The sequence below is a fragment of the Candidatus Defluviilinea gracilis genome, from assembly GCA_016716235.1.
Lineage (GTDB): Bacteria > Chloroflexota > Anaerolineae > Anaerolineales > Villigracilaceae > Defluviilinea > Defluviilinea gracilis.
The window spans coordinates 1789041-1814829 of the sequence record JADJWS010000001.1 but is presented as its reverse complement, the minus strand read 5'-3'; the positions used below and the strand labels follow the sequence as shown (position 1 = coordinate 1814829).

General features: G+C 53.4%; 22 protein-coding genes. 6 read left to right on the top strand and 16 right to left on the bottom strand.

What is annotated here, in order from left to right; translation table 11 throughout:
- Positions 1-38: 38 nt before the first annotated feature.
- The 3 genes from IPM31_08485 to IPM31_08475 form a co-directional block, all read right to left on the bottom strand.
- A complete protein-coding gene (locus IPM31_08485; GenBank protein ID MBK9007020.1) occupies positions 39-1217 on the bottom strand; it encodes an oligosaccharide flippase family protein in 1179 nt (392 codons plus the stop codon).
- A gap of 180 nt (positions 1218-1397) precedes the next feature.
- The gene (locus IPM31_08480) at positions 1398-2207 is read right to left on the bottom strand and encodes a class I SAM-dependent methyltransferase (protein MBK9007019.1); all 810 of its coding nucleotides are present in this window, start codon (positions 2205-2207) and stop codon (positions 1398-1400) included.
- 75 nt (positions 2208-2282) lie between these two features.
- Positions 2283-3254, bottom strand: a complete 972-nt coding sequence (locus tag IPM31_08475; GenBank protein MBK9007018.1) for a hypothetical protein — start codon at positions 3252-3254, stop codon at positions 2283-2285.
- Positions 3255-3292: 38 nt separating this feature from the next.
- Here IPM31_08475 and IPM31_08470 point away from each other — a divergent pair, with 38 nt between their 5' ends.
- Both IPM31_08470 and IPM31_08465 read left to right on the top strand, forming a co-directional pair.
- Positions 3293-4438 (top strand): threonine synthase, encoded by a 1146-nt coding sequence (locus IPM31_08470; GenBank protein ID MBK9007017.1) that lies wholly within the window; start codon positions 3293-3295, stop codon positions 4436-4438.
- A gap of 126 nt (positions 4439-4564) precedes the next feature.
- Positions 4565-5482 (top strand): homoserine kinase, encoded by a 918-nt coding sequence (locus IPM31_08465; GenBank protein MBK9007016.1) that lies wholly within the window; start codon positions 4565-4567, stop codon positions 5480-5482.
- A 68-nt stretch (positions 5483-5550) separates the two neighbouring features.
- On the opposite strand, the gene IPM31_08460 is transcribed toward IPM31_08465, so the two are convergent.
- Positions 5551-6078, bottom strand: a complete 528-nt coding sequence (locus IPM31_08460) for a dual specificity protein phosphatase family protein (protein MBK9007015.1) — start codon at positions 6076-6078, stop codon at positions 5551-5553.
- A 103-nt stretch (positions 6079-6181) separates the two neighbouring features.
- Between IPM31_08460 and IPM31_08455 the strand changes: the two genes are divergently transcribed.
- The 4 genes from IPM31_08455 (at position 6182) to IPM31_08440 (ending at position 11118) form a co-directional block, all read left to right on the top strand.
- A complete protein-coding gene (locus IPM31_08455; GenBank protein ID MBK9007014.1) occupies positions 6182-7351 on the top strand; it encodes an FAD-binding oxidoreductase in 1170 nt (389 codons plus the stop codon).
- Between the two features lie 163 nt (positions 7352-7514).
- Positions 7515-8549, top strand: a complete 1035-nt coding sequence (locus IPM31_08450) for a restriction endonuclease (protein MBK9007013.1) — start codon at positions 7515-7517, stop codon at positions 8547-8549.
- Position 8550: 1 nt separating this feature from the next.
- Positions 8551-10368: a site-specific DNA-methyltransferase gene (locus IPM31_08445; GenBank protein MBK9007012.1), complete on the top strand. Its 1818-nt coding sequence runs from the start codon at positions 8551-8553 to the stop codon at positions 10366-10368.
- A gap of 396 nt (positions 10369-10764) precedes the next feature.
- A complete protein-coding gene (locus IPM31_08440; GenBank protein MBK9007011.1) occupies positions 10765-11118 on the top strand; it encodes a type II toxin-antitoxin system HicB family antitoxin in 354 nt (117 codons plus the stop codon).
- A 504-nt stretch (positions 11119-11622) separates the two neighbouring features.
- Here the strand turns inward: IPM31_08440 and IPM31_08435 are convergent.
- From IPM31_08435 to IPM31_08380, 12 genes are all read right to left on the bottom strand, one after another.
- Positions 11623-13065: an NADH-quinone oxidoreductase subunit N gene (locus IPM31_08435; protein ID MBK9007010.1), complete on the bottom strand. Its 1443-nt coding sequence runs from the start codon at positions 13063-13065 to the stop codon at positions 11623-11625.
- 182 nt (positions 13066-13247) lie between these two features.
- The gene (locus IPM31_08430; protein ID MBK9007009.1) at positions 13248-14774 is read right to left on the bottom strand and encodes an NADH-quinone oxidoreductase subunit M; all 1527 of its coding nucleotides are present in this window, start codon (positions 14772-14774) and stop codon (positions 13248-13250) included.
- 77 nt (positions 14775-14851) lie between these two features.
- Positions 14852-17044: an NADH-quinone oxidoreductase subunit L gene (locus IPM31_08425; GenBank protein MBK9007008.1), complete on the bottom strand. Its 2193-nt coding sequence runs from the start codon at positions 17042-17044 to the stop codon at positions 14852-14854.
- 87 nt (positions 17045-17131) lie between these two features.
- Positions 17132-17434, bottom strand: coding sequence for an NADH-quinone oxidoreductase subunit NuoK (gene nuoK / locus IPM31_08420; protein ID MBK9007007.1), 303 nt, complete (start codon positions 17432-17434; stop codon positions 17132-17134).
- A complete protein-coding gene (locus IPM31_08415; protein ID MBK9007006.1) occupies positions 17431-17955 on the bottom strand; it encodes an NADH-quinone oxidoreductase subunit J in 525 nt (174 codons plus the stop codon). Before IPM31_08415 ends, nuoK begins: the two co-directional genes overlap by 4 nt.
- A gap of 70 nt (positions 17956-18025) precedes the next feature.
- Complete coding sequence (gene nuoI, locus IPM31_08410) at positions 18026-18514, bottom strand: NADH-quinone oxidoreductase subunit NuoI (protein MBK9007005.1); 489 nt, start codon at positions 18512-18514, stop codon at positions 18026-18028.
- 16 nt (positions 18515-18530) lie between these two features.
- On the bottom strand, positions 18531-19652 hold the full coding sequence (nuoH, locus tag IPM31_08405) for an NADH-quinone oxidoreductase subunit NuoH (protein MBK9007004.1): 1122 nt from the start codon (positions 19650-19652) through the stop codon (positions 18531-18533).
- Entirely contained in the window at positions 19649-22099 is a 2451-nt protein-coding gene (nuoG, locus tag IPM31_08400) for an NADH-quinone oxidoreductase subunit NuoG (protein ID MBK9007003.1), read from the bottom strand. The genes nuoH and nuoG overlap by 4 nt, the downstream gene beginning before the upstream one ends.
- On the bottom strand, positions 22099-23349 hold the full coding sequence (nuoF, locus tag IPM31_08395) for an NADH-quinone oxidoreductase subunit NuoF (protein ID MBK9007002.1): 1251 nt from the start codon (positions 23347-23349) through the stop codon (positions 22099-22101). Before nuoF ends, nuoG begins: the two co-directional genes overlap by 1 nt.
- 48 nt (positions 23350-23397) lie before the next feature.
- Positions 23398-23892, bottom strand: a complete 495-nt coding sequence (locus IPM31_08390; GenBank protein ID MBK9007001.1) for an NAD(P)H-dependent oxidoreductase subunit E — start codon at positions 23890-23892, stop codon at positions 23398-23400.
- A 73-nt stretch (positions 23893-23965) separates the two neighbouring features.
- Positions 23966-25204: an NADH dehydrogenase (quinone) subunit D gene (nuoD, locus tag IPM31_08385; GenBank protein MBK9007000.1), complete on the bottom strand. Its 1239-nt coding sequence runs from the start codon at positions 25202-25204 to the stop codon at positions 23966-23968.
- A 62-nt stretch (positions 25205-25266) separates the two neighbouring features.
- Positions 25267-25779: an NADH-quinone oxidoreductase subunit C gene (locus tag IPM31_08380; GenBank protein MBK9006999.1), complete on the bottom strand. Its 513-nt coding sequence runs from the start codon at positions 25777-25779 to the stop codon at positions 25267-25269.
- Positions 25780-25789: the final 10 nt, after the last annotated feature.

Below are 25789 nucleotides of genomic sequence, written 5' to 3'. Positions count from 1 at the left end.
TGACTAGGGACGATGGACAATCGACGATAGACAATCGTTTATGGTCGCAGGTCAAAGGTCGCAGGATGGCTTGCGAGGATGAAGATGACCGCTTGAATTATCTCACCGATCAGCGCGGCGTAGACGACGCCTTGAACTTGCAACATGGGAATGAGCCAGAGATATAACGCGATGGATATTGCTAGTGAAATAGCTGTCGCTTTGACGAGAACGGTTTCGCGTCTCTGAGCAATGAGGTGGTAGGAGAGGAACGAGGAAACTGTGTAGGGAATCAAGCTCCAGCCGAATAGGGCGAGTAGATTGACAGCGGGGAGGAAGCCGTCGCTATAGAGGATGACGATGATGTGTTTAGGGAACAGGCTGAGCATGATCGCCATGAGGAGGCTGACGAACATGAGGAGGATAAATCCTATCCGAAAGGAGCGCGCCGCTTCAGGCGCGCGGCGCGAGATAACGGGGAGCAACGCGCCAAGGATGGCGTAATGCCCAAGTTTGAGTCCGTCTACGATGCGGGCGGCGGCGGAGAAGATGCCAGTGGCTGAGTCGCCGAGGAGGATGGAGGTGGTGAGCACACCGAGGCGTTGCGAGAGGACGAGGAGCATCGTTAACGCGGCGAAGGGGAGAGTCAGTTTGAGGAGGGGAAAAATGTTTGGGAAGGGAACCAGGTTGAAGTCGGGAAGCGAGGCGTGGCAGAGGAGGTAGGAAAAGGCGGCGGTGAGGAAATGTCCGATGAGGAGAGAGAGGATGAGGGTGGAGATATCCGAAGAAAAAAACGCGGCGAGGAGTTGAAGAATGCCATGGATGAGGCTGAGGGCAAGGACCAGATCCATGCGTTCGCGCGCGCGGAGGGCGGCGGTGGCAATGGAAAAAAGGGCGAGTGGGAAAAGAGCAAGAGAATAGAGAAGAAGCGGCGATGTGGGTTTGAGGATGAATGTGGCGATGACCCACAAGGCGGAGAGTGTGAGTTGTAGCGCGAACGCCTGCGCGATAAGTTGCGGCGTGGGCGCGCGGTTGAGTTCTCGAATGAGGGTGGTGTCGGTGCCGAAGTTGGTGAAGGTATTGCCGAGCAAAATGATCGCGGCGATGAAGGTGAATTGCCCAAAGTGGACGACGCCGAGGCGGCGGGCAAGCAGGGCAATGAACAGGATGGAAAGCGCTTGCGCCGCGATGCGGGCGAGGAGGAGGTAGAGGGCGTTGCGTTGAAGGCGAGATATCATTTCAAAGCAAAAGACACGAAGCGCGCCAAGTTTATAGGTTAGGGTTTTCGCTCACAGGCGGGCTGTGACCGCCGTATGTATCCGCGAAGCGACGGTCACAGACCGTCTTAGAACAGTAAAAGCGAAAGTTTTGTAGGTATTAAACCTTCTGATCCTTTACGCCCTGCGTGGCGCAAGCTTTTATCTTTGCCGAAGAGTTACGATGGTGAAGTCGCCCCAGTATTTGAATGGGAATTTCGATTCGACCAGGTCGTCTAGTTTGCCGAGGAGGTCGAACATACGCGGGCGTTTGATGGCGAAGTCTTTGTTGGTGGCGGGCGGCGTGGCGACCGACAACGCGCGGATCGATTCGATTTGGAAGCCAGCCCCCCAGGCTTGGGCAACTTGTTTGGGCGTGTAATAGTAAACAGGGTAATGGAGTCCTTCTTTGTGCACGGTGGACTTCCCGCGAAAGCGGCGCGTGGCGAGTTTGAATCGTCCGCGCAGGAGCATGGCTGATTCCCACAGGCAGAAGGGCGGCATGAGCGCCCAAATAATTTTGGCGTTGGGTTTGAGCGCCGGGCGGACTTCATCGGCGACAAGTTTTAAGTCGGCGACACAGTTCAAGCCGCCGAAGTTGGAGAACGCGCAATCGAATTGGGTTTTGCCGAGTTTGCCGAGCGCGGTGTAGGAGAGATGTTCGAAGACGGCTTTGTTTTGCAAGCCAAGTTGTTTTGCTTTTTCAGCGGCGCGTTGTAACATGCCGTCTGAAATATCCACGCCGTGGACGGTGTAGCCATGCTGAGCGAACCAGAACGCATCGGTGCCTGTGCCGCAGGCAAGGTCGAGGATATGCGAGTTTTTCGGCAGTAGCGAGGCGACGTGGGCGTAAACCTTGCGCCGCATCCGTTGGAGGTTGGGGTTGTTTTCGATGAATTCGTCGTATTTGTCGGCGTTGCGGTTGTAGGCTTCGGCGACGGTGGCAAAAGGGGTGTTCGATAGGTTGTTCATTTCAAGTTCCTCGTTTGTTACTGCTTGTGTCGGCGAGCGGACACGGATCACCAAAATCAGGCTGGGGCTAACGATTCACTTTCCTGCCACGCTTCTCCAAACCACATTCAAGGTTTCGAGGGCGGTCATGCGATGGATTCCTCTTGCTTCATCGGTGAGGTAGATGTCGCCTTGCAGGGGGCGGTCATCGCGCGTGTAGAGTCCGCGATTGGGGAGGTCTGAAACTGCCGCCCAAAAATTCCATAACGGCAGATCATATTCAGAGGCGAGCAGAGCCATGTCGCGGTTGACGCGTTCGTCTTTTTCGCGGTTGTCGGCTTTTGTGGCGAGAATGGGGATAACACCTTCGTCAAGCAACTGCTCGATAATTCTTCGCAAATAGTCCGTGTTGCGCGATTCGAAATGTGTACCGATCTGAATGATGACGAACGACGGGCGGTGAATCCGCAGTTCGCATTCGACGGGCGTTTCGGCAAACGTGCAATCGAATTTTCCCTGATGCCATTGAATCCATAACAACGCGCCTGGGGTTGTGCCGTCTTGCGCGGTCGGGCTTTCACGATTGAACGAGCCGCGAAAATTGTCTACGGTCTCTTGCAAGTCGGGGGATAAACTTTGGTACAACGATTCGTCCGTTTCAAAGACGCCGAAAAATTCAGCAGGTCGCGCCTGGCAATCACCGAACAATGAAAACGCGTGAGGGTCGTTGCCGAGGGACAGACCGCGTTCATAAACCTTTCGCAAACTTGGGTCAATGTTTGTTGGGATGATGGGCATGTCTTGCCAATCGAGAATTGGAGAATTAGAGAATTGAGGTGTGGAGGTGAAAGAATTGGAGACTGGAGATTGGAGACTTTCAGTTGGTAATTGGGGAGTAGTAATTTGTAATTGTGGTGTTGTGGTTGGAGATGGGCGCGTTGCAATTTGAGCCGCTGGAGGGGCGAGAAAGGTTGAGGTGGGTGAATCAATTTGAGGAGTAGAAAGAGGCGTGGCGGTCGCACATGCCGTCAACAATACGCAGTACGAAATCCGCAGTATCCATTTCATTGTGTCAGAGTATACAAAAGTTATGTTAAACTTTCGGCATGACTTACCAAGGACTCATCCACAAGTACGGACATCTGCTTGACCTCCCGCCTCACGCTTCCGCAAGCGCCGTCAGCCTGCTCGAGGGGCGGACGCCTTTAATCAAGGCTGACAATTTGTCGCGGCACCTCGGCGGCGGGCCTTCGACAAGCTCAGAACGGCGGTTTGAATTGTTCATCAAATACGAGGGACTCAACCCGACGGGCTCGTTCAAAGATCGCGGCATGACGGCGGCGGTGAGCGAAGCGCTGGGGCGCGGCGCAACGACGGTGATCTGCGCGTCGACAGGCAACACTGCCGCATCTGCGGCGGCGTACGCGGCGCGGGCTGGGATGAAATCCATCGTGTTGATTCCGCAGGGCAAGGTGGCGGCGGGGAAACTCGCGGGCGCAATTGCTTATGGCGCGCAAGTGATTCAAATTGATGGCTCGTTCGACGACGCGTTGACGATGGTGGTTGAGATCACGAACAAGCATCCAATCTGTTTGGTGAATTCGATCAATCCGTATCGCATCGAGGGACAAAAGACTGCGGCGTTCGAGATTGTTGACGAGTTGGGCTCCGCGCCCGATTGGTTGTGTTTGCCTGTTGGGAATGCGGGAAACATCACATCGTATTGGGCGGGGTTCAAGCAGTATTGCGGGCTGAAGTCACAAGATAGCGAATTGAGGTCTCCACAAAATAGCGGACTGAAGTCCGCAATCCTATCCCTGCCGAAGTTGTTGGGTGTTCAAGCGGCGGGCGCGGCTCCGTTGGTGTTGGGACATGCTGTTGAAAACCCTGAAACGGTCGCGACGGCGATCCGCATCGGCAAGCCCGCGCGCGGAGAACAAGCACTGCAAGCGGCGGAAGAGTCGCAGGGGCGAATCATCGCGGTGAGCGACGAGCAAATTTTGGAGATGCAAAAGTTGCTGGCAAAACTTGAGGGGATTTGGGTCGAGCCTGCGTCGGCGACGGGGTTGGCGGGGTTGGCGGCGGAGATAGAAAGTGGAAAGTTGAAGGTGGAGGGACTGAGGGTGGTTGCAGTTTGCACGGGGCATGGGTTGAAAGATTCCGAGATCATCACGAGGGATATGCAGAAGCCGTTGGTCGTACCGCCGAGGTTGGAGGCGTTGGAAGAGGTTATTTTGGGAAAAACCTTTTAAACACAAAGGGCACGAAGGTCACTAAGTTTAAACGAATGACGGTCGAAAAGCCTTTCCGTAGATTTGCTTTTGGTTTGCTTTTGATCTTCCTTTGTGCACTTTGTGTCCTTCGTGGTAAAAGAGTTTATGAAATTCACCATCAAAGTTCCCGCTACATCTGCCAACTTGGGACCAGGGTTCGATACCCTCGGTCTGGCATTGGATTTGTGGAATGAGACGACGATTACATCGGAGAAAGAATTTTCGGTGCAAGTGACAGGCGAGGGCGCGGGGAGACTCGCTTCGGGAAAAAATAATCTCCTCGTCCGCGCGGCGCAGAGGGTGGCGGAACGCGTGGGGAAGTCGCTGCCGCCGTTTCATGCGGAGTGCGTGAATCGAATCCCGTTGTCGTCGGGGATGGGGTCGTCGTCCGCGGCGATATTGACGGGGTTGTTGGCGGGGAACGCGTTGCTGGAGAATCCGTTCTCGCGGGAGGAGATTTTGAATCTCGCGTGTGAAATGGAGGGGCATCCTGATAACGTCGCGCCTGCGATGATGGGAGGCTTGGTCGTGTCCACGGTGGAGGATGGAAAAGTTATTGCGCGGCAAATTTCCGTTGGGATGAATGTGCATGTCACAATCGTATTGCCAAATTTCTACCTCCCCACCAAACAAGCGCGCGCGGCATTGCCGAAGAAAGTTTCGATGAGGAATGCGATTCACAATATCAGCCGCACGGCATTGATCGTTGAGGCGTTTAGAAATGGAGATTTGGATTTGCTCGGCAACGTGATGACCGATAAATTGCATCAGCCGTATCGGTTGAAGTTGATCCCTGGCGCGGCGTCCGCGATGGAGGCGGCGAAAGAGGCTGGGGCGAGCGCGGTCGCGCTGTCGGGAGCGGGTCCAAGTGTGATCGCGTTTTCCACGGGTGAGGCAGGCGTCCCACAAGGGGATGCTATAGGCGAGGCGATGAAGCGCGCGTACGAGGCGGCGGGAGTCGAGGCGCGGATATTTCGTCTAGGGGTGGCGAGTCGAGGGGCGGAGTTGGAGAAGAGAGAGTAGAGAGTGGAAAGTAGAACGTAGAGATTGGAGATTGGAGGCTGAGGAGAATTAGAGAATTGGTTGAGGGGTTAGGGGTGATTCCATTCTTTTGCGAATTTTAGAATACGCGGGCGGATGTACCAGGCAAAGGGGTCGGCTACAGGACGGCGGTCTTTGATGAGTTGCATCGCTTCTTGGGGCGCGTACCCTTGCGCGATGAGGATGCACGCGCCCATCGCGGGCCCGCGGTGACGACCGTAGGCGCAGTGAGCATACACTTTGCCGCCGGCTTGAATCGTTTCGAGGGCGGTTTGCGCGCCGCGCATCAAATTGTGGATGGGAATTGGAAAGAAGGGGCTGTCGATCGAACGGAGCCAGAGAGTGTCGATCGGTTGACTATGAGCATCGAGCGAGGGTCCGAGGGTGAAGCGCATGTTGATGATGAGTCGAACGCCGAGGTCGCGCAGTCGATCATAGTCGCGTTGGAATGGCATGTTGCCGACAAACAGGTTGTCGGTGATCTGAGAGATATTCATGCGGGGAATCGTATCATAATTTTTTCTTCCTACCAGCGGGCGGAATCCTGCTACAATTTCGACAATCAAAATCTCAGCCACGGATACTTCGACACGCTCAGTACAAGTTTCACTGATTTTCACGGAAATAAAGAAGAATAATCAGTGTCAATCCGGGTAATCCGTGGCAAAAAAGGAATCCTCCATGACTCAAACAACCAACGCCATCGTCATCGGCGCGGGCGTGATGGGCGCCAGCATCGCCTTTCACCTCGCCGAGCGCGGACTCAAGCCCGCCATCCTCGAACGCAAAGTGACCGCTTCGGGCGCGACAGGTCACTCCAGCGGACTCGTCCGTATGCACTACGACCTCGCCGCTGAATCTAAATTGACATTCCAAAGTTATCAAATCTATTTCAACAATTGGAAAGAACGCGTCGGCGGCGAATGCGGCTTTCAGCAAACAGGCTTCATCCAGATCAATTCGCGCGAGGAGGAGGCTCAACTGCGCGGCAACGTCGCCAACCAGCAGAAAATCGGGATCAACACATCGGTCATCACCGCGAAAGAAGTGAAGGAACTCTTCCCCGATCTCGCCACCGATCATTTTGATTACGCCGCCTACGAACCCGACTCGGGCTACGCGGACGCGACGCTCACCACAAATTCGTTCATCGAAGCCGCCAAGCGACTCGGCGCGACGCTGATTCAAAATTGCGAAGTGACTGCCATCCGTACAATGGGAGGTAAAGTGATCGGCGTTAGCACGAATCAAGGCGACTTCGACGCGCCGATCATCGTCAACGCGGCTGGGGCATGGGCAAAGCATGTCGCGGGGCTGGCAGATCTCCAAGTCCCGATCGAAACGTGGACGCACGATGTCGCGTTCCTGCATCGTCCGCCGTCGCTGGGACGAATCCCTGCGGCAATTGATCTCGCACTCGAGTGTTACTTCCGCCCCGAGGGCAGCGCGCTCATCCTCGCCGCGGGTGTGGATGAATCCATGCGCAACGATCCGCCCGACGAGGAAGACCAAACGCCGACGCCCACCTTCGTCGAAAAATTGATAGACATCATGGTTCAGCGCATTCCCAAGATCGAGCAGAGCGGCTTACATTCGATCCACGTTGGGCGCGACGGCATCACGCCCGATCAGCGCGCGATCTACAGCGGCACGGACCTTGACGGTTTTTATCTCGCCTGCGGGTTGAGCGGCACGGGATTCAAAACGTCACCTGCGGCGGGCGCGAGTTTGGTTGAGTTGATCCTCGATGGCGCGCCGAAGACGGTGGATATCACGCCCTTCCGATTCAGTCGCTTCGCGGAGGGGAAGTTGATCGAAGGGGAGTTTGGGTATGGGAATATTTGGAAGTAGATGGAAAACAAACTGGACCCATGAGGAGGCAGGTTCGGTTTCAAAAAGCAGTTTCTTACATTGAGTTTTGTCATTGCTTCTCTCATCTCAATTTCTTTTTTCGTAAACCGAATACTTGTGCTAAACTTGAGTAGAAAACTATTCCCACTTGAGAATATCTTCTATGCCCACAAACTATGCAAAAACATTTGAACAACTTGAGGCAGTCGCGTCAAAATTCTGGCCTCCTGAACTTTCAGAAATCGAATCAAGGTTAAGCATTATTCCACTTTTGTTAGAAACTCAAGACGAGTTCATCAACATCATTAGCATTAAAACTCCAAGTCTCGAAAAATTATTTACAGTTATTGAATCAGCAACCTTGCCTGCAAATATATTCTTGAAGCATCTTGTCATACTTGCAGATTTTGGTGGCGAAATGCTTCAAAGGGTCAGTGCTGAATTTGAAACTCTTTTCCCATCGAGCGAATTACATTATTTATGGCTTGGAGAACAAAGAACTTATACGTTTGTTGCGGTACCGAACCGAAACTTCAACAACAAGACACTAAGAATTGACGGCAAGGAATTATTCAATAACCATCCCCTTGATGACTTACAGAAAGACGCTATTGCTTTATTACTATTTGGAAGCGCATACAGCGACGAAAATCAAGAAGTGGCTTCCGCTTTAGCAAAATGTGAAGTTGGCGAGTACTTGGGTAGGAGAAAAGAATTAGCTACATTTATAAGACAACGATATATTTGGGTAAGTCGTATTACTGGAGGCGCAACTTCCAACAATCTTGGACAAATTGCCCAAAGATTTGTAGCTGAATTTATTTCTGAACATTTAGGTTTAGAAAATATCGAGGTCCAGCCTGGAGGCAGATTGCCAAATGTTACTCACACTGATAGCGCAACAGGAAGGATGACATCGTTCGATATTGTTGTTACTGATGGTAGAAAATATGTCGCTATAGAAGTAGGTTTCCAAGTAACGACAAATAGTGTAATTGAGCGCAAGGCAGGGCAAGCACAAGCCCGCTATGAGCAAGCAAAGAAGGCAGGGCATAAAATTGCTTATGTTTTAGATGGAGCAGGCAATTTTCAACGAGAAACTGCCCTGCGAACTATATGTTCTTACAGTCATTGCACAGTTGCATTTTCACGAAGCGAACTTGAAGTATTGTGTGAATTTTTGAGAGAGCAATTCTGAAATGCCCCATTTCGCCGAAAATAGCAAGCCTTTAGAAATCATACATTTCCTTGCGACTAGTCAAGATAAATTCATCTCGGCTTTCAAAGGTTTAAGTGATGTTTGCTTTGTCGTTCTGCCAGCCTGCCAAAGCGTTAGTCAATTTGACCAGCCATTACAAGGGGTTGGAGAGTTAATAGCCAAGGCATCTAAGAATCTTGGAGACACAGCGACTTTGGTTGTAGTGGGTGAAGTTATTGACCTTGTCCAAGTTCAATCTCAGTTACCAAACAATATAATGTATCAACATTGGATAGCAATAAAACGAGAAACTGCAATTGATGATGGTAAAAAACGAAGGCTACCAAGCCAGCATTTTGGAGCATTAGTTTATACTCGTTACAAGGCTTCTCTACGGCACATCAAAACACGACTTGAATACACTTATTGCCCAGTTTGTGATAAAACAACAAAAGATTACGGTGGCAAGAAACATACTTATCACGAAGCAGGAACTCTTATTTCTGATGTTTGGCGAGATATTGATTGTGAGCTTAATGGCGACTTAAGCCCAATGTTTAAGCGATTTTCAGACTTATTTGGCTTGGAGCCTTACAAAACATTAACTGTAATTGACGCCAAACCGCTAGGGCTAAGTCGCCAAGTTAAGCCAATCTTCCATTTTGAGTTTCACGATAATCCATTACCGCAGGAATTGACTAACAAGGTCTTAAATGATGACTGCCTTAAGAGATTAAGTCAGATTCCAGATAACTCTATTGATTTCGCATTTGTTGACCCACCTTACAATCTAAAAAAGAAATACTCTGGCTACTCAGATGACTTAGACATTCAGGAGTATTTCAAGTGGTGCGACTCTTGGATTTATGAATTGTCTCGTGTTCTAAAGCCAGGACGAACTCTAGCCCTATTGAATATTCCCCTTTGGTCAATAAGACATTTCCTATACATGCAAACTGTCCTGAAATATCAAAATTGGCTCGTTTGGGATGCTTTGGCTTTTCCAGTTCGCCTGATAATGCCTGCACATTATTCTATTCTCTGTTTTACCAAAGGCGAATCTAGGGAATTACCATGCTACACAGGAGAGTCCACACATATTCGATTGCCGAGCACACCTAAAACCTTTAATGCGTTTGAGCCCTTGGCTAGCGATTTTTGCCTTCGTGAAAACTGCGTTGATACTCGAATAGCAGCCAAAATTAATGACAAAACAACACTAACTGATATATGGAGCGATATCCATCGCCTCAAGCATAATAGTAGACGGGTTGATCATCCAACACAATTGCCACCACATTTGATGTACAGAGTTATTTCAATTTTCACAAAACCTAATGAAATTGTATTAGACTGTTTCAATGGTTCAGGCACAACAACTTTAACAGCCCATCAACTTGGAAGAAGGTATATTGGCATCGAAGCATCAGATAAATATTGGCGATTATCAAAAGAAAGACATCAAGAAATTCGTGATGGATTAGATCCGTTCCGAAAAATGGAAAGAGTTCTAACTAGCAAAAACAGCCCTGTTCCACGATTAGAAAAACAAGTTTATAGAGTTCCCAAAAAAACCCTACAGCTGGAGGTAAAACGGGTAGCTGGTGAAATTGGTCATATTCCATCGCGAGATGAACTTGTTAAATTTGGAAAATTTCCAATTGAATATTATGATAAATATTTTGTAAGTTGGGGTGAAGTTACTGCCGCAGCTCGAACTACTGGAATGACCGAAAGAAGGAACGGTAATAACGGTCACGAAACTACTCAACAATTACAACTACTTGAAGGCAAAAAAGCGAAAACGCAAGACCGCTGAAGTTGAAGAATAACGTCTAAGAAAACCTAATAATCCTTATTGTTCATCAAAACTGGACAGTGAGTAGAGGGACTGACCTCACCCAGATAATGGTGATTGATCGGTGTGTCGGTTTGACCTATCCCCCCGCCCGCTTCGGCAGGCTCAACGCGGCGCTTCCCAAAGGGGAAGGGGGCTGATCGGTTGATGGTTAAGTTTATTGTCCAAAGATAAAATTTGTTCGATGTGGACTGGGCTTCTCCCCCTTGGGGGAGCGGGGTCGTTTTGCGCGAACAAAATACCTCTGTCGTCGCAGTCCGAGACTCTTCGGTTGCTATCGCTTCCTCAGAGTGACATGATATGGGCGAATTTGCCTCCGCTTGACAGCGCTATCAACTCGGACTATTCTTGCAAACCATGAAAAAACTTGCTCAAAAACTAAAAAATGACCGCTATACCTACCGCGTGACCTGGTCTGAGGAAGACGAGGAATACGTTGGGCTTTGCGCGGAATTTCCAAGCCTGAGTTGGTTGGAACCTACACCCGAAGAAGCCTTGAAAGGTGTTCGCCAAACGGTTGCCCAAGTCGTTGCTGATCTAAAAAAGACCGGAGAACTCGCGCCCGAGCCAATAGCCGTTAGAAAATACAGCGGCAAGTTCATGGTGCGCGTCCCGCCTGATTTGCATCGGCGGCTTGTGCTGGAAGCGGCGGAATCGGGCGTTAGCTTGAATCGTATTGCTAGTGACAAGTTGAGTAAGCAAGAGGCTTAAACTGAAACGGGACTGTGTTTGATCACAGTCCCGTTTTTGATTCATGATCTCACCTTACGCAGAACGTCCCGCAGGTTTGGCTGGAAGTGTCATGTTTTGTGAGAAAACCCTTCGTTGAATTCAGGACAAGCCTGCGGAACGGTGTAACATCAATCATGATTTTTTACCTGCTTGACAGCCCTGTCAATTCAGACTATTCTTCCGACCTATGAAAAACATCCTGCAAAGGCTCAGAGGCATTCTGTCAAAGAATGTTTCGGCTGCTGATTACAGAAAACATCTCTCCGAGAAATACGGAAAGTTTGTCGCGGAAGAATATCTCGAAAAGCGCGCTAAACGCGCAAACATGACGAAATTTCAAAAGGCAATGTCGAAAGTGGCGAAAGTCCCACCGCCTGTGTATGACCGTTTGGAAAAATAAAACGGGACTGTATTCAGCCACAGTCCCGTTTTTGATTCCATGTAAAAGACCTGAGTTCTTTGAGAACTCGGAGGTCTCGTTGACTAGAACAACTTCAACACCGCATCACTCGCCCATGCAAACAGAAATTGCGGAACGAAACTTACTACAACTGTCACTAACGCGGTGACTAGAGTGGTCATGTCGAGGAAGGGTTCGCGTTCGGTAGCGGGTTCGCCGTCTTTCATGTACATGATGACGACCACGCGCAGATAGTAGAATGCCGAGACGAGGGAGGTAAGCACGCCGATGATGGCGAGCCAGACGAAGCCCGCATCTATCACGGCGCGGAAGAGGTACAGTTTGCCGATGAGTCCGATAGTGGGAGGCAGACCGATCAGCGAGAGCATGAAGATCGCCATGGCGGCGGCGAGGGCGGGATGTTTCTTTGCGAGACCCGCGTAATCGTCCAATGCCAAGCCTTTGCCTTCTTTTTTCTCCAAGGCAATGACCACGCCCCACGCGCCGAAGTTGGTGAACACATACGCGACGAGATAGAACAAGCCAGCAGCGACTGAAGTCGCTACTACTTTATCATTGCCATACGGGACGAACGCCATGAGGATGTATCCCGCGTGTGCGATGCTGGAGTAGGCGAGCAGACGTTTGATGTCGGTCTGCGCGATGGCAACCACGTTGCCGACGATCATCGTCGCGGCGGAGATGACCCAGAACACGTCGGTCATATCGGCGGCGATGGAGGGGAAGGCGGTGGCGAACACGCGCAACAATGCGGCAAAGCCCGCGATCTTCGCGCCAGAGGACATGAACGCGGTCACTGCGGTGGGCGCGCCTTGATACACGTCGGGGGTCCACATGTGGAAGGGGACGGCGGCAACCTTGAAGCCGAATCCGATGAGGAGGAGGGCGGCGCCGATGGTTAGAAGCAGACTGCCCGTCGAAGAGGAAGCGGCGGTCACGATGGCGAAAATGTTGGTGGTGTGAGTCGCGCCAAAGATGAGAGCAATCCCGTAGACGAGGAATCCAGAAGAGAACGCGCCGAGCAAAAAGTATTTGAGTCCCGCTTCTTCCGATTCGGTTTTATCGCGCGTGAATGCGGCGAGGACGTAGAGCGGGATCGATAGCAGTTCGAGCGCGAGGAAGACGATGATGAGGTCGGTGGCTTGCGCCATGAGCATCATGCCGACGACGCTGAAGAGGAGCAGTGTGTAATATTCGCCGCGCTCGATGCCCATGCGTTTGACGTAGCCGTAGGCGAGCGCGACGCCGAGCAAGCCGCTGACGAGGAGCAACGCGTTGACAAAGATCGAGAAGCCGTCGAGCGTGACCATGCCGTTGAAGCCTGTCACTTCGTTGCCGATCTGCGCGATGGTGTAGCCAAGTGTGACGGCAAGACCCAGCGCGGAGAGCAGAGCGGTGATGCCTTTGCGAGTCTTCGGGATGAAGAGGTCGAGGAGCAATAGCGCGCACGCCCATACGGTGAGGATGGTGACGGGGAGGATGGTGGTGAGGTCGGATTGATTCATGTTTTAGCCACAGATTTACCCAAAGGGTACGATGTCACGGATTGGCACGAATTTTTTCTTTCTGTTTCAAACGGTGGTCGAGACGCACGCAGTCGAGACCACACATTTGTTATCAAATTTTTACTTGTTACTGGTGGTCTCGATACGCGCCTTCGGCGCACTCGACCACCGATGTATGGATGTTACGGTAGCGGCAACGTCCCAACGAGATGATTGACGGCGGGCGCGATGAGGTTGAAGAACGGCGCGGGGTATAAGCCGATCCAGAAGATGAGGATCAACAGCGGAACAACGGTGACGATCTCGCGCCAGTTGAGGTCGCGGATGGCGTGCCCATGCTTCTTTGTCTCTTCGACAACTTCGCCTTGCGGACCCATGAACATTTTTTGGAACATGTACAAAATATAGATCGCCGCCATGATGACGCCAAGCGCGGAGATCGCCGCAAACCAGACGTTGCCCCAATAGAAGACTCCGTTTTGTCCCGCGCCCCATGCGCCGAGCAAAATAGTGAACTCGCCGACGAAGCCGTTGAGACCGGGCAAGCCCATCGAGGACAGCGACACGATGAGGTAGATCGCGCCGAAGACCGGCATGATCTTCCACAAGCCGCCGTACACTCGAAACTCGCGCGTGTGAGTCTGTTCGTAGACCATGCCGACGAGCAAGAACAACGCGCCCGTGCTGATACCGTGATTGATCATCTGCAAGATCGCGCCTGCGATGCCTTCGGGGTTCAACGCGAACAAGCCGAGCATCACAAAGCCCAAGTGACTCACGGACGAATACGCGACCAACTTCTTGATATCGGGCTGGGCGTACGAGACCGCCGCGCCATAGATGATCCCGATGGCGCCGAGCAGGGCGATCCACGGGGCGGCTTGGAGAGTCGCTTCGGGGAACAAGGGGATGTTGAAGCGCACGAAGCCGTAGGTTCCCAGCTTCAACAGCACGCCCGCCAAGATGACCGAGCCAGCGGTGGGCGCTTCGACGTGCGCGTCGGGCAACCACGAGTGCAGGGGCCACATCGGCACTTTGATGGCAAACGCGGCGGCGAAAGCGATGAACAACCACATTTGAATATTGGCAGGGATGCCTCCTTGCGCGATCAGGTCGGGAAGGGAGAACGTCTTGCCGTGAATGCCGAGCCACAAAATGGCGAGCAGCATCAAAATGGAACCCGCCATTGTGTACAAGAAAAATTTCAGAGCGGCGTAGATGCGGCGCGGTCCGCCCCAGATGCCGATGATGAAATACATCGGCACGAGCGTGAATTCCCAGAAGATATAAAAGAGGAACAGGTCTTGCACGAGGAACACGCCGTTCATACCGATCTCGAGCAAGAGGAAGAAGATCATGTATTCTTTGACGCGCTCTTCGACAGCCGTCCACGTGGAGAGGATCGAGATCGGGGTGAGAAGCGTGGTCAGTAAAACGAGCAGGATGCTGAGCCCGTCAATGCCGAGGAAGTATTGGATGTTCCAACCCGCCACCGTGATCCAGTCGTACCGGGCGACCAGTTGCAAGTCGGTGTTCGAGGCGTTGAAGCGTCCCAACACCCACAACGAGATGACGAACGTCACGATCGAGACGACCAGCGCCGTCCAGCGCATCGCGTTCTTGTTTCCGCTGGGGATAAAAAGCAGAATCAAAACTCCAACCAGCGGGAAGAATGTGAGAAGGGTTAGCGGTTGCAAAATAAATTCCATGTTCAATCCTTTAGGTCAAAAGTCGCAGGTTGAAAGTCGAAGGTCAAACAACGCGACTTTCGACTTTTGACCTTTGACTATTTCATGATCAAATATCCAAGAATAAGCACAACGCCCAATAAAATGGACAGCGCGTACGAGCGCACGAATCCGTTCTGGACCTTACGGAGGGTCGCCGCTAGGGACTGGGTCCACGTCCCCAAGCCGTTCGCGAAAGCGTCAATGCCTTGCTGATCGGCGTATTTGTTCAAGCCGATGAAACTGATCCAGTTATACGCGCCCATGATGACCTTCTCGTGGAACCAGTCATGCCAGAAGCGCCAGTCAATGACTTCGGCGACAAAATAGGAAAGCTTGATATACGGGTTGATGAACAAGAGGTGATAGAGTTCATCCACCCACCATTTGTTGTTCATCCCTTTGAATAAGAGACCAAGCGACGCGAGCGGATCGGTCTGACCTTTTGCGAATGGTTTTCTCGCATAGATCAGCCATGAGATCAAAATAGCGAGCAAAGCCAGAACAGTCGAAACGCCCGCCACTTGCAAATTCAACGGGAGCGATTCCACTTCGCCGAGCGTGTGTTCGAGCCAATGACCGAGATTGTGGAAACCTTCAAACGGAAGGTTGAGCGCGCCGCCTAGCACCGAAAGCGCCGCCAAAATCATCAACGGGACGGTCATCACTTTTGGGCTTTCTTCCGCGTGCGCCGCCGCTTCGTGACGCGGCTCGCCGAAGAAGACCATCCAAATTTGACGTCCCATGTAGAAGGCAGTGAAGAACGCGGCGAGGGTCAACAACCAATACGCGACCTGATTGTGCATGCTTGCATCGAGCAAAATTTCATCCTTCGACCAAAAGCCCGCAAACGGAGGGATGCCAGACAAAGCCACCATGCCAGCCATATATACCCAGAAGGTGACGGGCATGGTCTTGCGAAGCCCACCCATATTGCGCATGTCGCCGGGGTCGAATGTTTCGACACCATGCGCTTCGTCTGCGCCTTCGCTATCGCTACGGCTCCGCTCAGCGCGAGAGTCACCGTGCCCACTTTCCACTTTCGACTTTCCAATTTTCTTTTTCCCCTTGCCATGGTTATCATGATGCGCATGTTCCGCATGATGATGTCCGCGCTCCATGCCGAGGATCACCGAACCCGCCGAAAGGAACAACAACGCTTTGAAGAACGCGTGCGTCACGAGGTGGAACACACCAGCCACGTACGCGCCCATCCCGACCGCCGCAACCATGAAGCCGAGTTGCGAGATGGTTGAATATGCCAACACTTTTTTGATGTCGAATTGACCGGTGGCGATCGTGGCGGCGAAGAGCGCGGTGACTGCTCCCACCAGCGCGACGATATGCTGGGCTTCGGGAACCGATGAATACAACGGCGCCGAACGCGCGACGAGATACACGCCCGCCGTCACCATCGTCGCGGCGTGGATCAATGCCGAAACGGGCGTCGGACCCGCCATCGCGTCGGGCAACCAAACATAAAGAGGAACTTGCGCCGATTTCCCCGTCACGCCCAATAAGAAGAACAACGTGATCGCGACAATGACGCCCGGCGCAACCGTTGAAACTTGTTGGAACACTTTATCGAATTGAAGACTGCCGAATGCCCAAAAGATGATGAACGTTGCGATGAGGAAACCGAAGTCACCGACGCGGTTGGCGACGAACGCTTTAACCGCCGCATACGAATTCGACCACGAGGGTCGCGCCAGCAGATCCAGTTCGTACCAAAAGCCGACCAGCAGGAACGAACACAGCCCCACCCCCTCCCAACCGACGAACAACATCAGGTACGAGTCGCCGGTGATCAACACCATCATGGCGGCGATGAAGAGGTTGAGAAAAACGAAGAAACGGCGGAAGCGTCCCACGTCGTTTTTGAAGCGCACGTCTTCGTGCATGTACCCGATGGCGTAGATGTGGATGAGGGTCCCGACGCCCGAAACGACCAGCATCATCGTGGTGGATAACGAGTCGACGCGGAACGTCCAATCGAGGGACAGGGTTCCGATGCGGATCCACTCCGCGAGATGCCAGCGCAGCGCTTCGCCGTGCGCGCCTGAGAGAGTGACGTACAGCAGGACCGACACGACGAACGTCAACCCTGAAAAGAAACTCGCCACCGCGCCGATCATCCGCTCGCTGAGCTTGTGACCGAGGATGGTGTTGATGAGCAGACCGATGACCGGGAAAAATACCAGCCACGGGGCGAGGAATAAAAATCCTGTGTTTGCTGTTTCGCTTAAGTGCATAAAAACCTCGGAGAATAGATCGTAGAGAATTGAGAATAGAAAGCGCGCAACAAGTCTCTAATCGTCTACTCTCTAATCATCTAACCTCTATCCTTTTAATGAACTCACCTGATCCACGTCAATACTTTTCTTTGTTCTGAAAATTTCCACGATCAGCGCGAGACCCACCGCCACTTCCGCCGCGGCGACCGCAATCACGAAGAAGACCAAGATCTGTCCGCTGAAATTTTCGAACGCGCTTCCGAACGCCACGATGGCGAGGTTTGCCGCGTTCAACATCAACTCAATGGACATGAAGATGATCAGCGCGTTGCGGCGGATCAACACGCCGAGCACGCCGATAGTGAACAAAATGGCAGAAAGGATGATGTAATAATCAACAGGGATCATTGCCGCGCCTTTTTCTCTTTCTTCGTAAGGACGATCGCGCCGACCATGGCGACCAGCAATAGAATGGAGACCACTTCAAATGGAAGCAAATAATTTCTGAATAGCGCGATGCCAAGTTGTTGCAGATTCTCCGTCGCGTTGACCGCGTCGGCGGGCGGGAGGACATTCCCGACCGGGCGGGCTTTCGTCACGAGCAGGTACGCCGCTTCCGCAAAGAGGAGGATCGTCAACCCAACGGCAAGCGGTTTCTGCCACGGAAGAACTTGCGACTTCGGCAGACCTTCCGCGCCCAACAACATGATCACGAACAGAAACAACACCATGATCGCGCCCGCATAGACCGTGACCTGCGCCATGGCAATGAACGGCGCGCCGAGTAACAGATAGAACACCGCCACCGTGACGAAGTTCAACACGAGATATAACGCCGAATACACCGCGTTGCGGCTGAACAACATCCCCAGCGCGGCGGCGATGGCGGCGAGGGAGAGGACGAGGAAAAGTGCTAAATCGAGTGTCATAGTTCTCTGCAAAAGAGAATTGGGGAATTGGAGAATTTGTTTTCTTCCAATTCTCTACTCCTCTAATTCTCTAATCCTTTGGATTTTCCATCTCCGGCACCGAACGCGTGAACACGCCGGTTTCGGTCTTCTGCGGAGTCAACATGGCGGTCGCGGGGACGGGGTCGAGCAGCATATCCTTGGTGTAGATCGCCGAGCGGCGGTCGTAATACGAGAGTTCGTAGTTATCGCCCAGCGTGATCGCCTCGGTCGGGCAGGCATCTTCGCAATAACCGCAGTAGATACAGCGGAGCATGTTGATCTCGTAGGTGGAGGCATACCGCTCTCCGGGCGAGAAGCGTTTTTCATCCGTATTTTCGGAGGCTTCCACGAAGATCGCATCGGCGGGACAGGCGGCGGCGCAGAGCGAACAGCCGATACACTTTTCGAGTCCGTTCTCGTAGCGATGCAGTTCATGGCGTCCGCGGAAGCGCTTGCGGACTTCCCGCTTCTCTTCGGGATACTGGATCGTAACGGGCTTCTCGAACATGGACTTGAACGTAACCCACAGCCCGCGCACCAGCTCAACGGCGGGTTCAAGCGCGCTCATACAGTAATCTCCTCAAGGTGTAATAGATCGTCACCACCGGAACCAAACCAGCAATGACCGACGCGACCGGGATCGCCCACATCCACAGGGCGTTGCCTGTTTGGTCCGCAAGCAAAATCCCTGTGGCAGTGATGAATACGATTGCCAACGACAACGGCACCAATACCTTCCAGCCGAACGACATCAAGCGGTCATAGCGGAAGCGGGGCCAGGTGGCTCGCACCCAGATCATGGCAAACAACAGCAGAAAGATCTTGACGAACATATACACGGGTCCAAGCAGGGGATATTGATCCACACCGGGGCCTAAATACCCGCCGAAGAAAAAGACCGCCATCACCGCGCAGATCACGATCATCTTCTGGTATTCCGCCATAAAGAACAACGCGAACTTCATGCCCGAATACTCGGCATGATAGCCCGCGGTCAATTCCTGCTCCGCCTCGGGCATGTCGAACGGCGCGCGGTTCACCTCGGCAAGGGTCGCGATCCAAAAGATCAACGCGCCCACAGGCTGAAGGAACACAAACCACAATCCGTTCTGCCTCTCCACGATCTCAACCAGGCTCATCGAGTTGCCGAGCAAGATCACGGGGATCAGGGAAAGACCAAGCGCCAGTTCATACGAGATCATCTGCGCCGTCGAGCGCAAGCCGCCGAGCATCGCATACTTGCTGTTCGAAGCCCAGCCCGCCAGCACGATCCCATACACCGCGATCGCCGCAATGGACATGAAATACAACACGCCCACGTTGATATTGGTGAGATACAAATTGACCTCGCGCCCGAAGACATGGATCGAACGCCCCAGCGGAATGACCGCCGCAATCACGATCGAAGGCACCAGCGTCAAGATCGGCGCGAGAAAGAACACGAACTTATACGCTCTTGCGGGCGAGAGCTCCTCTTTGAAGACCAGCTTGATCGCGTCGGCGATCGGTTGAAGCAAACCAAACGGTCCCGCGCGATTCGGTCCCACGCGAGTTTGTATACGCGCCAGCGCGCGGCGTTCATAATAGGTAAGATACGCGAACCCGCCCAATAACGCGAAGACCCACACCAGCGATTTGATAAACCACTCGAGCCACAAAGTCCAATCGCTAATCATGCTTTCACCTTCACTGCTGCAGGCTCCTGTATGGCAAGACCCATTGAGCGCGGCACCAGCGCGATACCCTCGTCAATCGAATCGTCCAGCTTCACAACCGCCTGTCCGCTCGTTCCGTTGAAACTCACATTCACGGTCTGCCCCGCGCGCACGCCTAGTTTTTCCGCCGCGCTGGGATGCAACGACACGCTCGCTTCGCCGATCCGCTGATGCAACAACTCAGCCGTCATGACCGTCGTGCCGCGATGATACAACTTGTTGACGGGCACCGCCAGCAATTCTTTATCTTTCGGATGTGGAACCGCTTCTTTCTGGACCTTCGGGATGCTCACCTTTTCCCCGCGCGTCGCCGCCGCCGACAGATGCGCGCCCAAGCCGTGGTTATTCGCATACGTCGTGCCGCCGTAATACATGTCGCCTCGCCCGACGATGGGCAACTGCTCATGCACTTCGGCAAGTTTGGCGTAATTCAATCCCTCGAACGATTTCACCGTTTCAGCCAGCAGATCGAACACCACCGAAGCGGATGTGCCTTCGAGGATGACTCCCATGTTCCGAGCGATCTGAGCAGTGATGGCGAAATCGGGTTTCGATTCGCCGGTCACCGGCACGGCGGGATAAAAACGTTGCGCGCGTCGTTCGCCGGAAGTGAACGTCCCCTCGCGTTCGGTGAACGCTTGCGCGGGCAAAACCACATCCGCAATTTCGGTCGTCGCGGTTTCCATCACATCCTGCACCGCCACGAACGCCGCGCCTTCGAGCGCCTTCGCCAATTTCGGGTCGTCGCTCACCGGGTCCGCGCCGACGATATACACCGACTTATCCTTCAACGCCCTGGCAAGGTCCTCTTCAACGGTGAAGCCCATCTCCCACGCGCCTTGGTCGTTCGCGCGTTCCCACACGCCGATGAGTCCGTTGTTGGGTTTGCCGGTAAATCCGTTCTCGTTCAACAACTTGGCGCAGGCGGTCGCCAAACTTTGCGAACCAAGCGCGCCAACCCCTTCGCTTCCATATAAGATGACCAAGTTTTCGGATTTCAACAACGCGTCGCCTTCTTTGCTTTTCTTCGTCAGGTCGTGAACCGTTCTGGCTTCATCGCCGTATTCGTAACGGACTTTGTGCGAAGCGTATCTATCGAGTTTCGTCTCGCGCGGATTCATCACGATCAACGTCGCGCCGCGCTCTTTGGCTTGTTTGACTCTGAGATACCAGATCGGCGCTTCCTCATACAAGTCGGAGGCAACGACGAGGATGGTCGTCCCCGCGCCCATGGCTCCAAAATTCGTGCCCGCGCCCACGCCGACCAGCGACGTCAACTCGCCGCCCGCCATGTGCGAATAGAGATAGGCTTTTCCGCCCGCGTGATCGGCGAGCGTTTTCAAGTTGAACAGGTCTTCGTTCGAGAGTCTGCCCGAAGCGAGAATAACAAAATCTTTCTTATCCTTGCTGAATTTCTCAGCGGCGAGTTTCGTCGCGGCATCCCATGAAGAGCGAGCCAACTTCTTCTCTTTGCGGATGAGCGGCTTCGTTAATCGATTCTTGCTGCCCGCGTAGTGATAGGCGAAGCGGCCCTTATCGCAGATCCAAATTTCGTTCACTTCTTCGTTCTGCCGCGGCATCACGCGCTTGACGACAATCTCGCCGTCTGTTCGGGCTTCGCGGCGGGTGTTCAAGGTGGTGTTGCATCCCACCGGGCATTGCGCGCAGATCGAAGGGGAAGCCGCCAGTTCCCATGGTCGGGCGCCGAAGCGGAAGTCTACAGTGGTCAACGCTCCCACAGGACAAATATCCGTAGTGTTGCCGGAGAAAACCGAATCAAACCCGGGCTCCGAACGAGAAACGATCTGCATCGAGCGCTCGCGCTTGTCGAATTCGAGAACCGCGTCCCCGGCGATCTCGTCTTGAAAACGGATGCAACGCGCGCATTGGATGCATCGCTCCTGGTCCAAGAAGATCAACTCGCCGAGCGGTTTTTGCTTGGCAAGGTGCCTCTTCTCATCGTATATGAAGCGGCTTTTGCCGGGACCGTGCGTCAGGGTGAGGTCTTGCAGGGCGCACTCGCCGCCTTTGTCGCACACCGGGCAATCGAGCGGATGCGAGGTGAGCAAAAATTCAAGGATGCCGTTCTTGGCTTCGGCAACCTTTGCCGACTGCGTGACCACAACCAAACCCTCTTCGACCTTGTTCGTGCAAGCCGTTTCCAGCTTAGGCATGAACTGGATCTTCGGCGCGCCGTTTTCCATCACAAATTGCCCTGTGGCGCGGTCGCGCATGGGGCGGCCGAGTTCCACGAGACACATGCGGCACATGCCGGCGGGTTCAAGTTTGGGATGATGGCAAAAGACGGGAATGTCTACGCCTGCAAGTTTTGCCGCGTCGACAACCGAGGTTCCTTCTTGAACCGTGACTTGTGTTCCATCTATGGTAAGAGTGACTAGTTTACTCATTATGCTTTTACCGCATTATCGAAATCTTTTCTAAATCGTTCGATGCCGGAGACCACCGCCATCGTGGAGAATTCACCCAGCGCGCACAGGCATTTGCCTTGCATCTGTTTCGCCACGTTGAGGAGCAAGTCCACATCCGCTTTGACCGCCTGGCCACTGTGGATGCGTTCAGTGAGATGAGACATCCAATAGGTGCCTTCGCGGCAGGGCGTGCATTTGCCGCACGATTCGTGCTGGAAAAAGTGGACGGTCTTGTTGACGAGCCAGTCCATCGAGACGGTATCGTCAACGATGATGACAGAAGCCGACCCAAGTTCCGATTTCAGTTTACGCACTTCCAGGTAATCCATGGGCGTATCGAGAAGCGCATCGTCATCCACAAGGATCAACGACGAGGAGGCGCCGGCCGGCATGATCGCCCTGACCTTGCGCGAGTCTTGCACGCCGCCGCCGTGTGTGTAGATCAATTCACGGAAGGTTGTGCCAAGCGGCAACTCATAATTGCCGGGTTTGCGCACGCGGCCCGAGAGTGAAAAGATTTTTACGCCCGGAGCGTCTGCCGTGCCCATGGTCTTGTACCACTCCGCGCCGTTCGTCATGATCATCGGCACGTTGGTAAATGTTTCGACGTTGTTGATGATGGTCGGCTTGTTGTACAGACCCACCGCCGGCGGGAACGGAGGACGTACGCGCGGCTGTCCGCGTTTGCCTTCGAGCGATTCAAGCAGAGCGGTCTCTTCGCCGCAGATGTACGCGCCCGCGCCGAGGTGAGTGTAGATGCGCAGCGAATATTCGGTGCCGAAGAGTTTGTCGCCCAGATAGCCATCTTCTTCCAATTCGGCGATCTTTGCGTCGAGCGACTCAGCGATCTCCCAAAACTCGCCGCGCAGGTAAATGTACGCCGCGTTCGCGCCGACCGCGTAAGCGCCGATCATCAACCCTTCCAAGAACTGGAACGGATTGCCTTCCATGATCTCGCGGTCTTTGAATGTGCCAGGCTCGGACTCGTCCGCGTTGGCAACGATGTAATGAGGCCAGTTCTTGCTATCAATGAACGACCACTTCATACCCGTCGGGAAGCCCGCGCCGCCGCGTCCGCGCAGACCGGAGTTCTTGACCACATCGGTCACTTCGTTCGGCTTCATCTTTGTGACCGCGTTCTTGAACGCGGCAAGTCCGCCGTTCTTTTTGTAGACGGAAAGTTGGTTGATGTCGGGTACTTCGCGGTGACGTAAAAGAATGTGTGTCATAATTAGGTAGTTGGATAGTTTGGTAGTTTAGTGTTGGACGAAGGTACTTTACGCAGTACTCTTCCTCAACCCTTCCACCAACTCAAGAGTCTTCTCAACGGTCATATTCTCGTGATACTTGATGCCCTCCGGTCCCTGCGTTTGGAACATGGGAGCTTTGTCGCATGCGGCGAGACAGGTCACTGCTTCGATCGTGACGGCGCCATCGGACGTGGTCTCGCCGACCTTGATGCCGAGATTGCCGCACAGATCGTCCATGAATTTGTCCGCGCCGCGCAAGGCGCAGGGCAGGTCGGTGCAGACTTGGATGCGGTGTTTGCCTTCTTTTTGCTCGTGATACAAGGTGTAAAAACCGACGACTCCCGCAACTTCCGTCTCGGTGATGTCGAGCATCGCGGCAATATCCTGCATCGCGGCTTTGTTGATGTAGCCTTCCTCGCGCTGGGCAAGGAAGAGCAAGGGCATCAACGCCGAGCGCTTGCCCTCCGGCGGGTACTTGGAAAGGATTTGCTTGACTTCTTTTGGATATTTCTTTGAAAGCATAATGTCTCACACTCGTCTTTGAACCGCGAAGAGCGTAAAGATTTTTATCTTCGCGCTCTTCGCGGTGAGAATATTATCGGTCAATGTCTCCTAGCACGATGTCGATCGAAGCAAGGATCGCCACCAGGTCGGCGACAAGATGTCCTTGCGTAATTTTGTTGATGACAGACAAGTTATCGAACGAAGGCGTGCGCATGTGCACGCGATGCGGTTTGGGTCCGCCGTTGCCTTCGAGATAGACGCCCAACTCGCCGCGCGGCGATTCGACCGCGCTGTAGATCGAATTCTTCGGCGCGGGGAAGCCCTCCGTCCAAAATTTGAAGTGATGGATCAGCGCTTCCATGCTCACGCCGATCTCGGCGCGCGGCGGCGGAACAAATTTACGGTTATCGCTGAGCACAGGCTGACCCGGTAATTTCTTCAACTTCTCCAGTCCCTGCTCGACGATCTTCAACGATTCGCGGAACTCTTCAATGTGGACGATATAACGAGCGAACGTGTCGCCCTCGGTGCGGACGGGGACGTTGAACTCGTATTGTTCATATCCGATGTATGGGCGGGCTTTGCGCAAATCCCAGTTTACGCCGGAGGCGCGGAGCGTGGGACCCGTAACGCCGTGCGAAAGGGCGGTCTTTCCGTCGAGGATGCCGATACCAACCAAACGGTCGAGAAGAATCGGGTTCTTCGTCAACAGCGCTTCGTATTCATCCACGCGCGCGGGGAAGATCTTGATGAAGTTCCGAACGGCAGAATCAAATTCCACTGGTACATCGCGCCACACGCCGCCGGGGCGGAAGTACGTGGTCATCATGCGTTGACCCGAACACAGTTCGAGAATGTCCATGATATATTCGCGCTCGCGGAAGCAATACAGGAACATGGACATCGCCGCGAGATCGAGACCGAACGCGCCCATAAAAACGAGGTGCGATGCGATGCGCTGTAACTCGGTGATGATCACGCGGATCACCTGCGCGCGCTCGGGCACGTCGAGCCCAACCAATTTTTCAACCGCCATGCAATAAGCGAGGTTGTTGCCCGTTGTGTTCATATAATCGAGGCGGTCGGTCATCACTTCGGCTTTGAGGAACGTCTTGGATTCCATGTTCTTCTCGACACCGGTGTGCAAATAACCGATATCGGGAATCGCGTTGACGATCGTCTCGCCGTCGAGCTCGAGCAACAAGCGTAACACGCCGTGCGTAGACGGGTGTTGCGGTCCCATGTTCAACAACATGGTCTCGCCCGTCAGCGCGCGCTCGGATACGAGATGCTTGTATTGTTCGTAACCTACTTCTTCGATCTGTGCCATCGTAGACCTTTTTTGTAGTGGCGATTGAAATCGCCAAATTGCCGACTTAAGTCGGCACTACGTTATTCTTTCGCGTAAATCTTCTTCAAGTCAATATCGTCGTAATTGAACGTGAACTGCGGCTCTTCATAACCCAGCGGGAAATCTTTGCGAAGCGGATGATCCTCCATCCCTTCGGGGGTCAAAATTCTGCGCGGGTCGGGATGCCCCTCGAACACGATGCCAAACATATCGAAGACTTCGCGCTCGCGCCAATTGGCGACATCATACACGCGCGTCGCTGTCGGGACTTTGAGCTGGTCGCTGTTGACTGCGACTCTTAACTGCAACGTGATATTTTGCGCCAGCGATGATAGTTGATAGATCACATGAAAGCGGGGAGTCTGTTGCGGGTAATAATCCGTCGCAGTAAGCGCGGAGAGCAGTTCGAATTCATATGTATCGCGCAGGAGGGTCAGCGCATCCACGATCTGTTCCGCTTTGACGAAGACGTGCGCTTCGCCCCGGAACTCTTCGACGGAAGAACCGAACTGCTCCTGTAACGCCTGAACGACTTTTTCGAGTTTCTTTTCCATTCCGAACTCC

Coding starts and splice junctions, on each gene's coding strand:
- IPM31_08390 (MBK9007001.1), bottom strand. CDS start 23,892: ATGCTTTCAAAGAAATATCCAAAAGAAGTCAAGCAAATCCTTTCCAAG.
- nuoH (MBK9007004.1), bottom strand. CDS start 19,652: ATGATTAGCGATTGGACTTTGTGGCTCGAGTGGTTTATCAAATCGCTG.
- IPM31_08485 (MBK9007020.1), bottom strand. CDS start 1,217: ATGATATCTCGCCTTCAACGCAACGCCCTCTACCTCCTCCTCGCCCGC.
- IPM31_08380 (MBK9006999.1), bottom strand. CDS start 25,779: ATGGAAAAGAAACTCGAAAAAGTCGTTCAGGCGTTACAGGAGCAGTTC.
- IPM31_08415 (MBK9007006.1), bottom strand. CDS start 17,955: ATGACACTCGATTTAGCACTTTTCCTCGTCCTCTCCCTCGCCGCCATC.
- IPM31_08465 (MBK9007016.1), top strand. CDS start 4,565: ATGAAATTCACCATCAAAGTTCCCGCTACATCTGCCAACTTGGGACCA.
- IPM31_08450 (MBK9007013.1), top strand. CDS start 7,515: ATGCCCACAAACTATGCAAAAACATTTGAACAACTTGAGGCAGTCGCG.
- IPM31_08425 (MBK9007008.1), bottom strand. CDS start 17,044: ATGCACTTAAGCGAAACAGCAAACACAGGATTTTTATTCCTCGCCCCG.
- IPM31_08470 (MBK9007017.1), top strand. CDS start 3,293: ATGACTTACCAAGGACTCATCCACAAGTACGGACATCTGCTTGACCTC.
- IPM31_08480 (MBK9007019.1), bottom strand. CDS start 2,207: ATGAACAACCTATCGAACACCCCTTTTGCCACCGTCGCCGAAGCCTAC.
- IPM31_08475 (MBK9007018.1), bottom strand. CDS start 3,254: ATGAAATGGATACTGCGGATTTCGTACTGCGTATTGTTGACGGCATGT.
- nuoG (MBK9007003.1), bottom strand. CDS start 22,099: ATGAGTAAACTAGTCACTCTTACCATAGATGGAACACAAGTCACGGTT.
- nuoD (MBK9007000.1), bottom strand. CDS start 25,204: ATGGCACAGATCGAAGAAGTAGGTTACGAACAATACAAGCATCTCGTA.
- IPM31_08445 (MBK9007012.1), top strand. CDS start 8,551: ATGCCCCATTTCGCCGAAAATAGCAAGCCTTTAGAAATCATACATTTC.
- nuoK (MBK9007007.1), bottom strand. CDS start 17,434: ATGATCCCTGTTGATTATTACATCATCCTTTCTGCCATTTTGTTCACT.
- IPM31_08435 (MBK9007010.1), bottom strand. CDS start 13,065: ATGAATCAATCCGACCTCACCACCATCCTCCCCGTCACCATCCTCACC.
- IPM31_08440 (MBK9007011.1), top strand. CDS start 10,765: ATGAAAAAACTTGCTCAAAAACTAAAAAATGACCGCTATACCTACCGC.
- IPM31_08430 (MBK9007009.1), bottom strand. CDS start 14,774: ATGGAATTTATTTTGCAACCGCTAACCCTTCTCACATTCTTCCCGCTG.
- nuoF (MBK9007002.1), bottom strand. CDS start 23,349: ATGACACACATTCTTTTACGTCACCGCGAAGTACCCGACATCAACCAA.
- IPM31_08455 (MBK9007014.1), top strand. CDS start 6,182: ATGACTCAAACAACCAACGCCATCGTCATCGGCGCGGGCGTGATGGGC.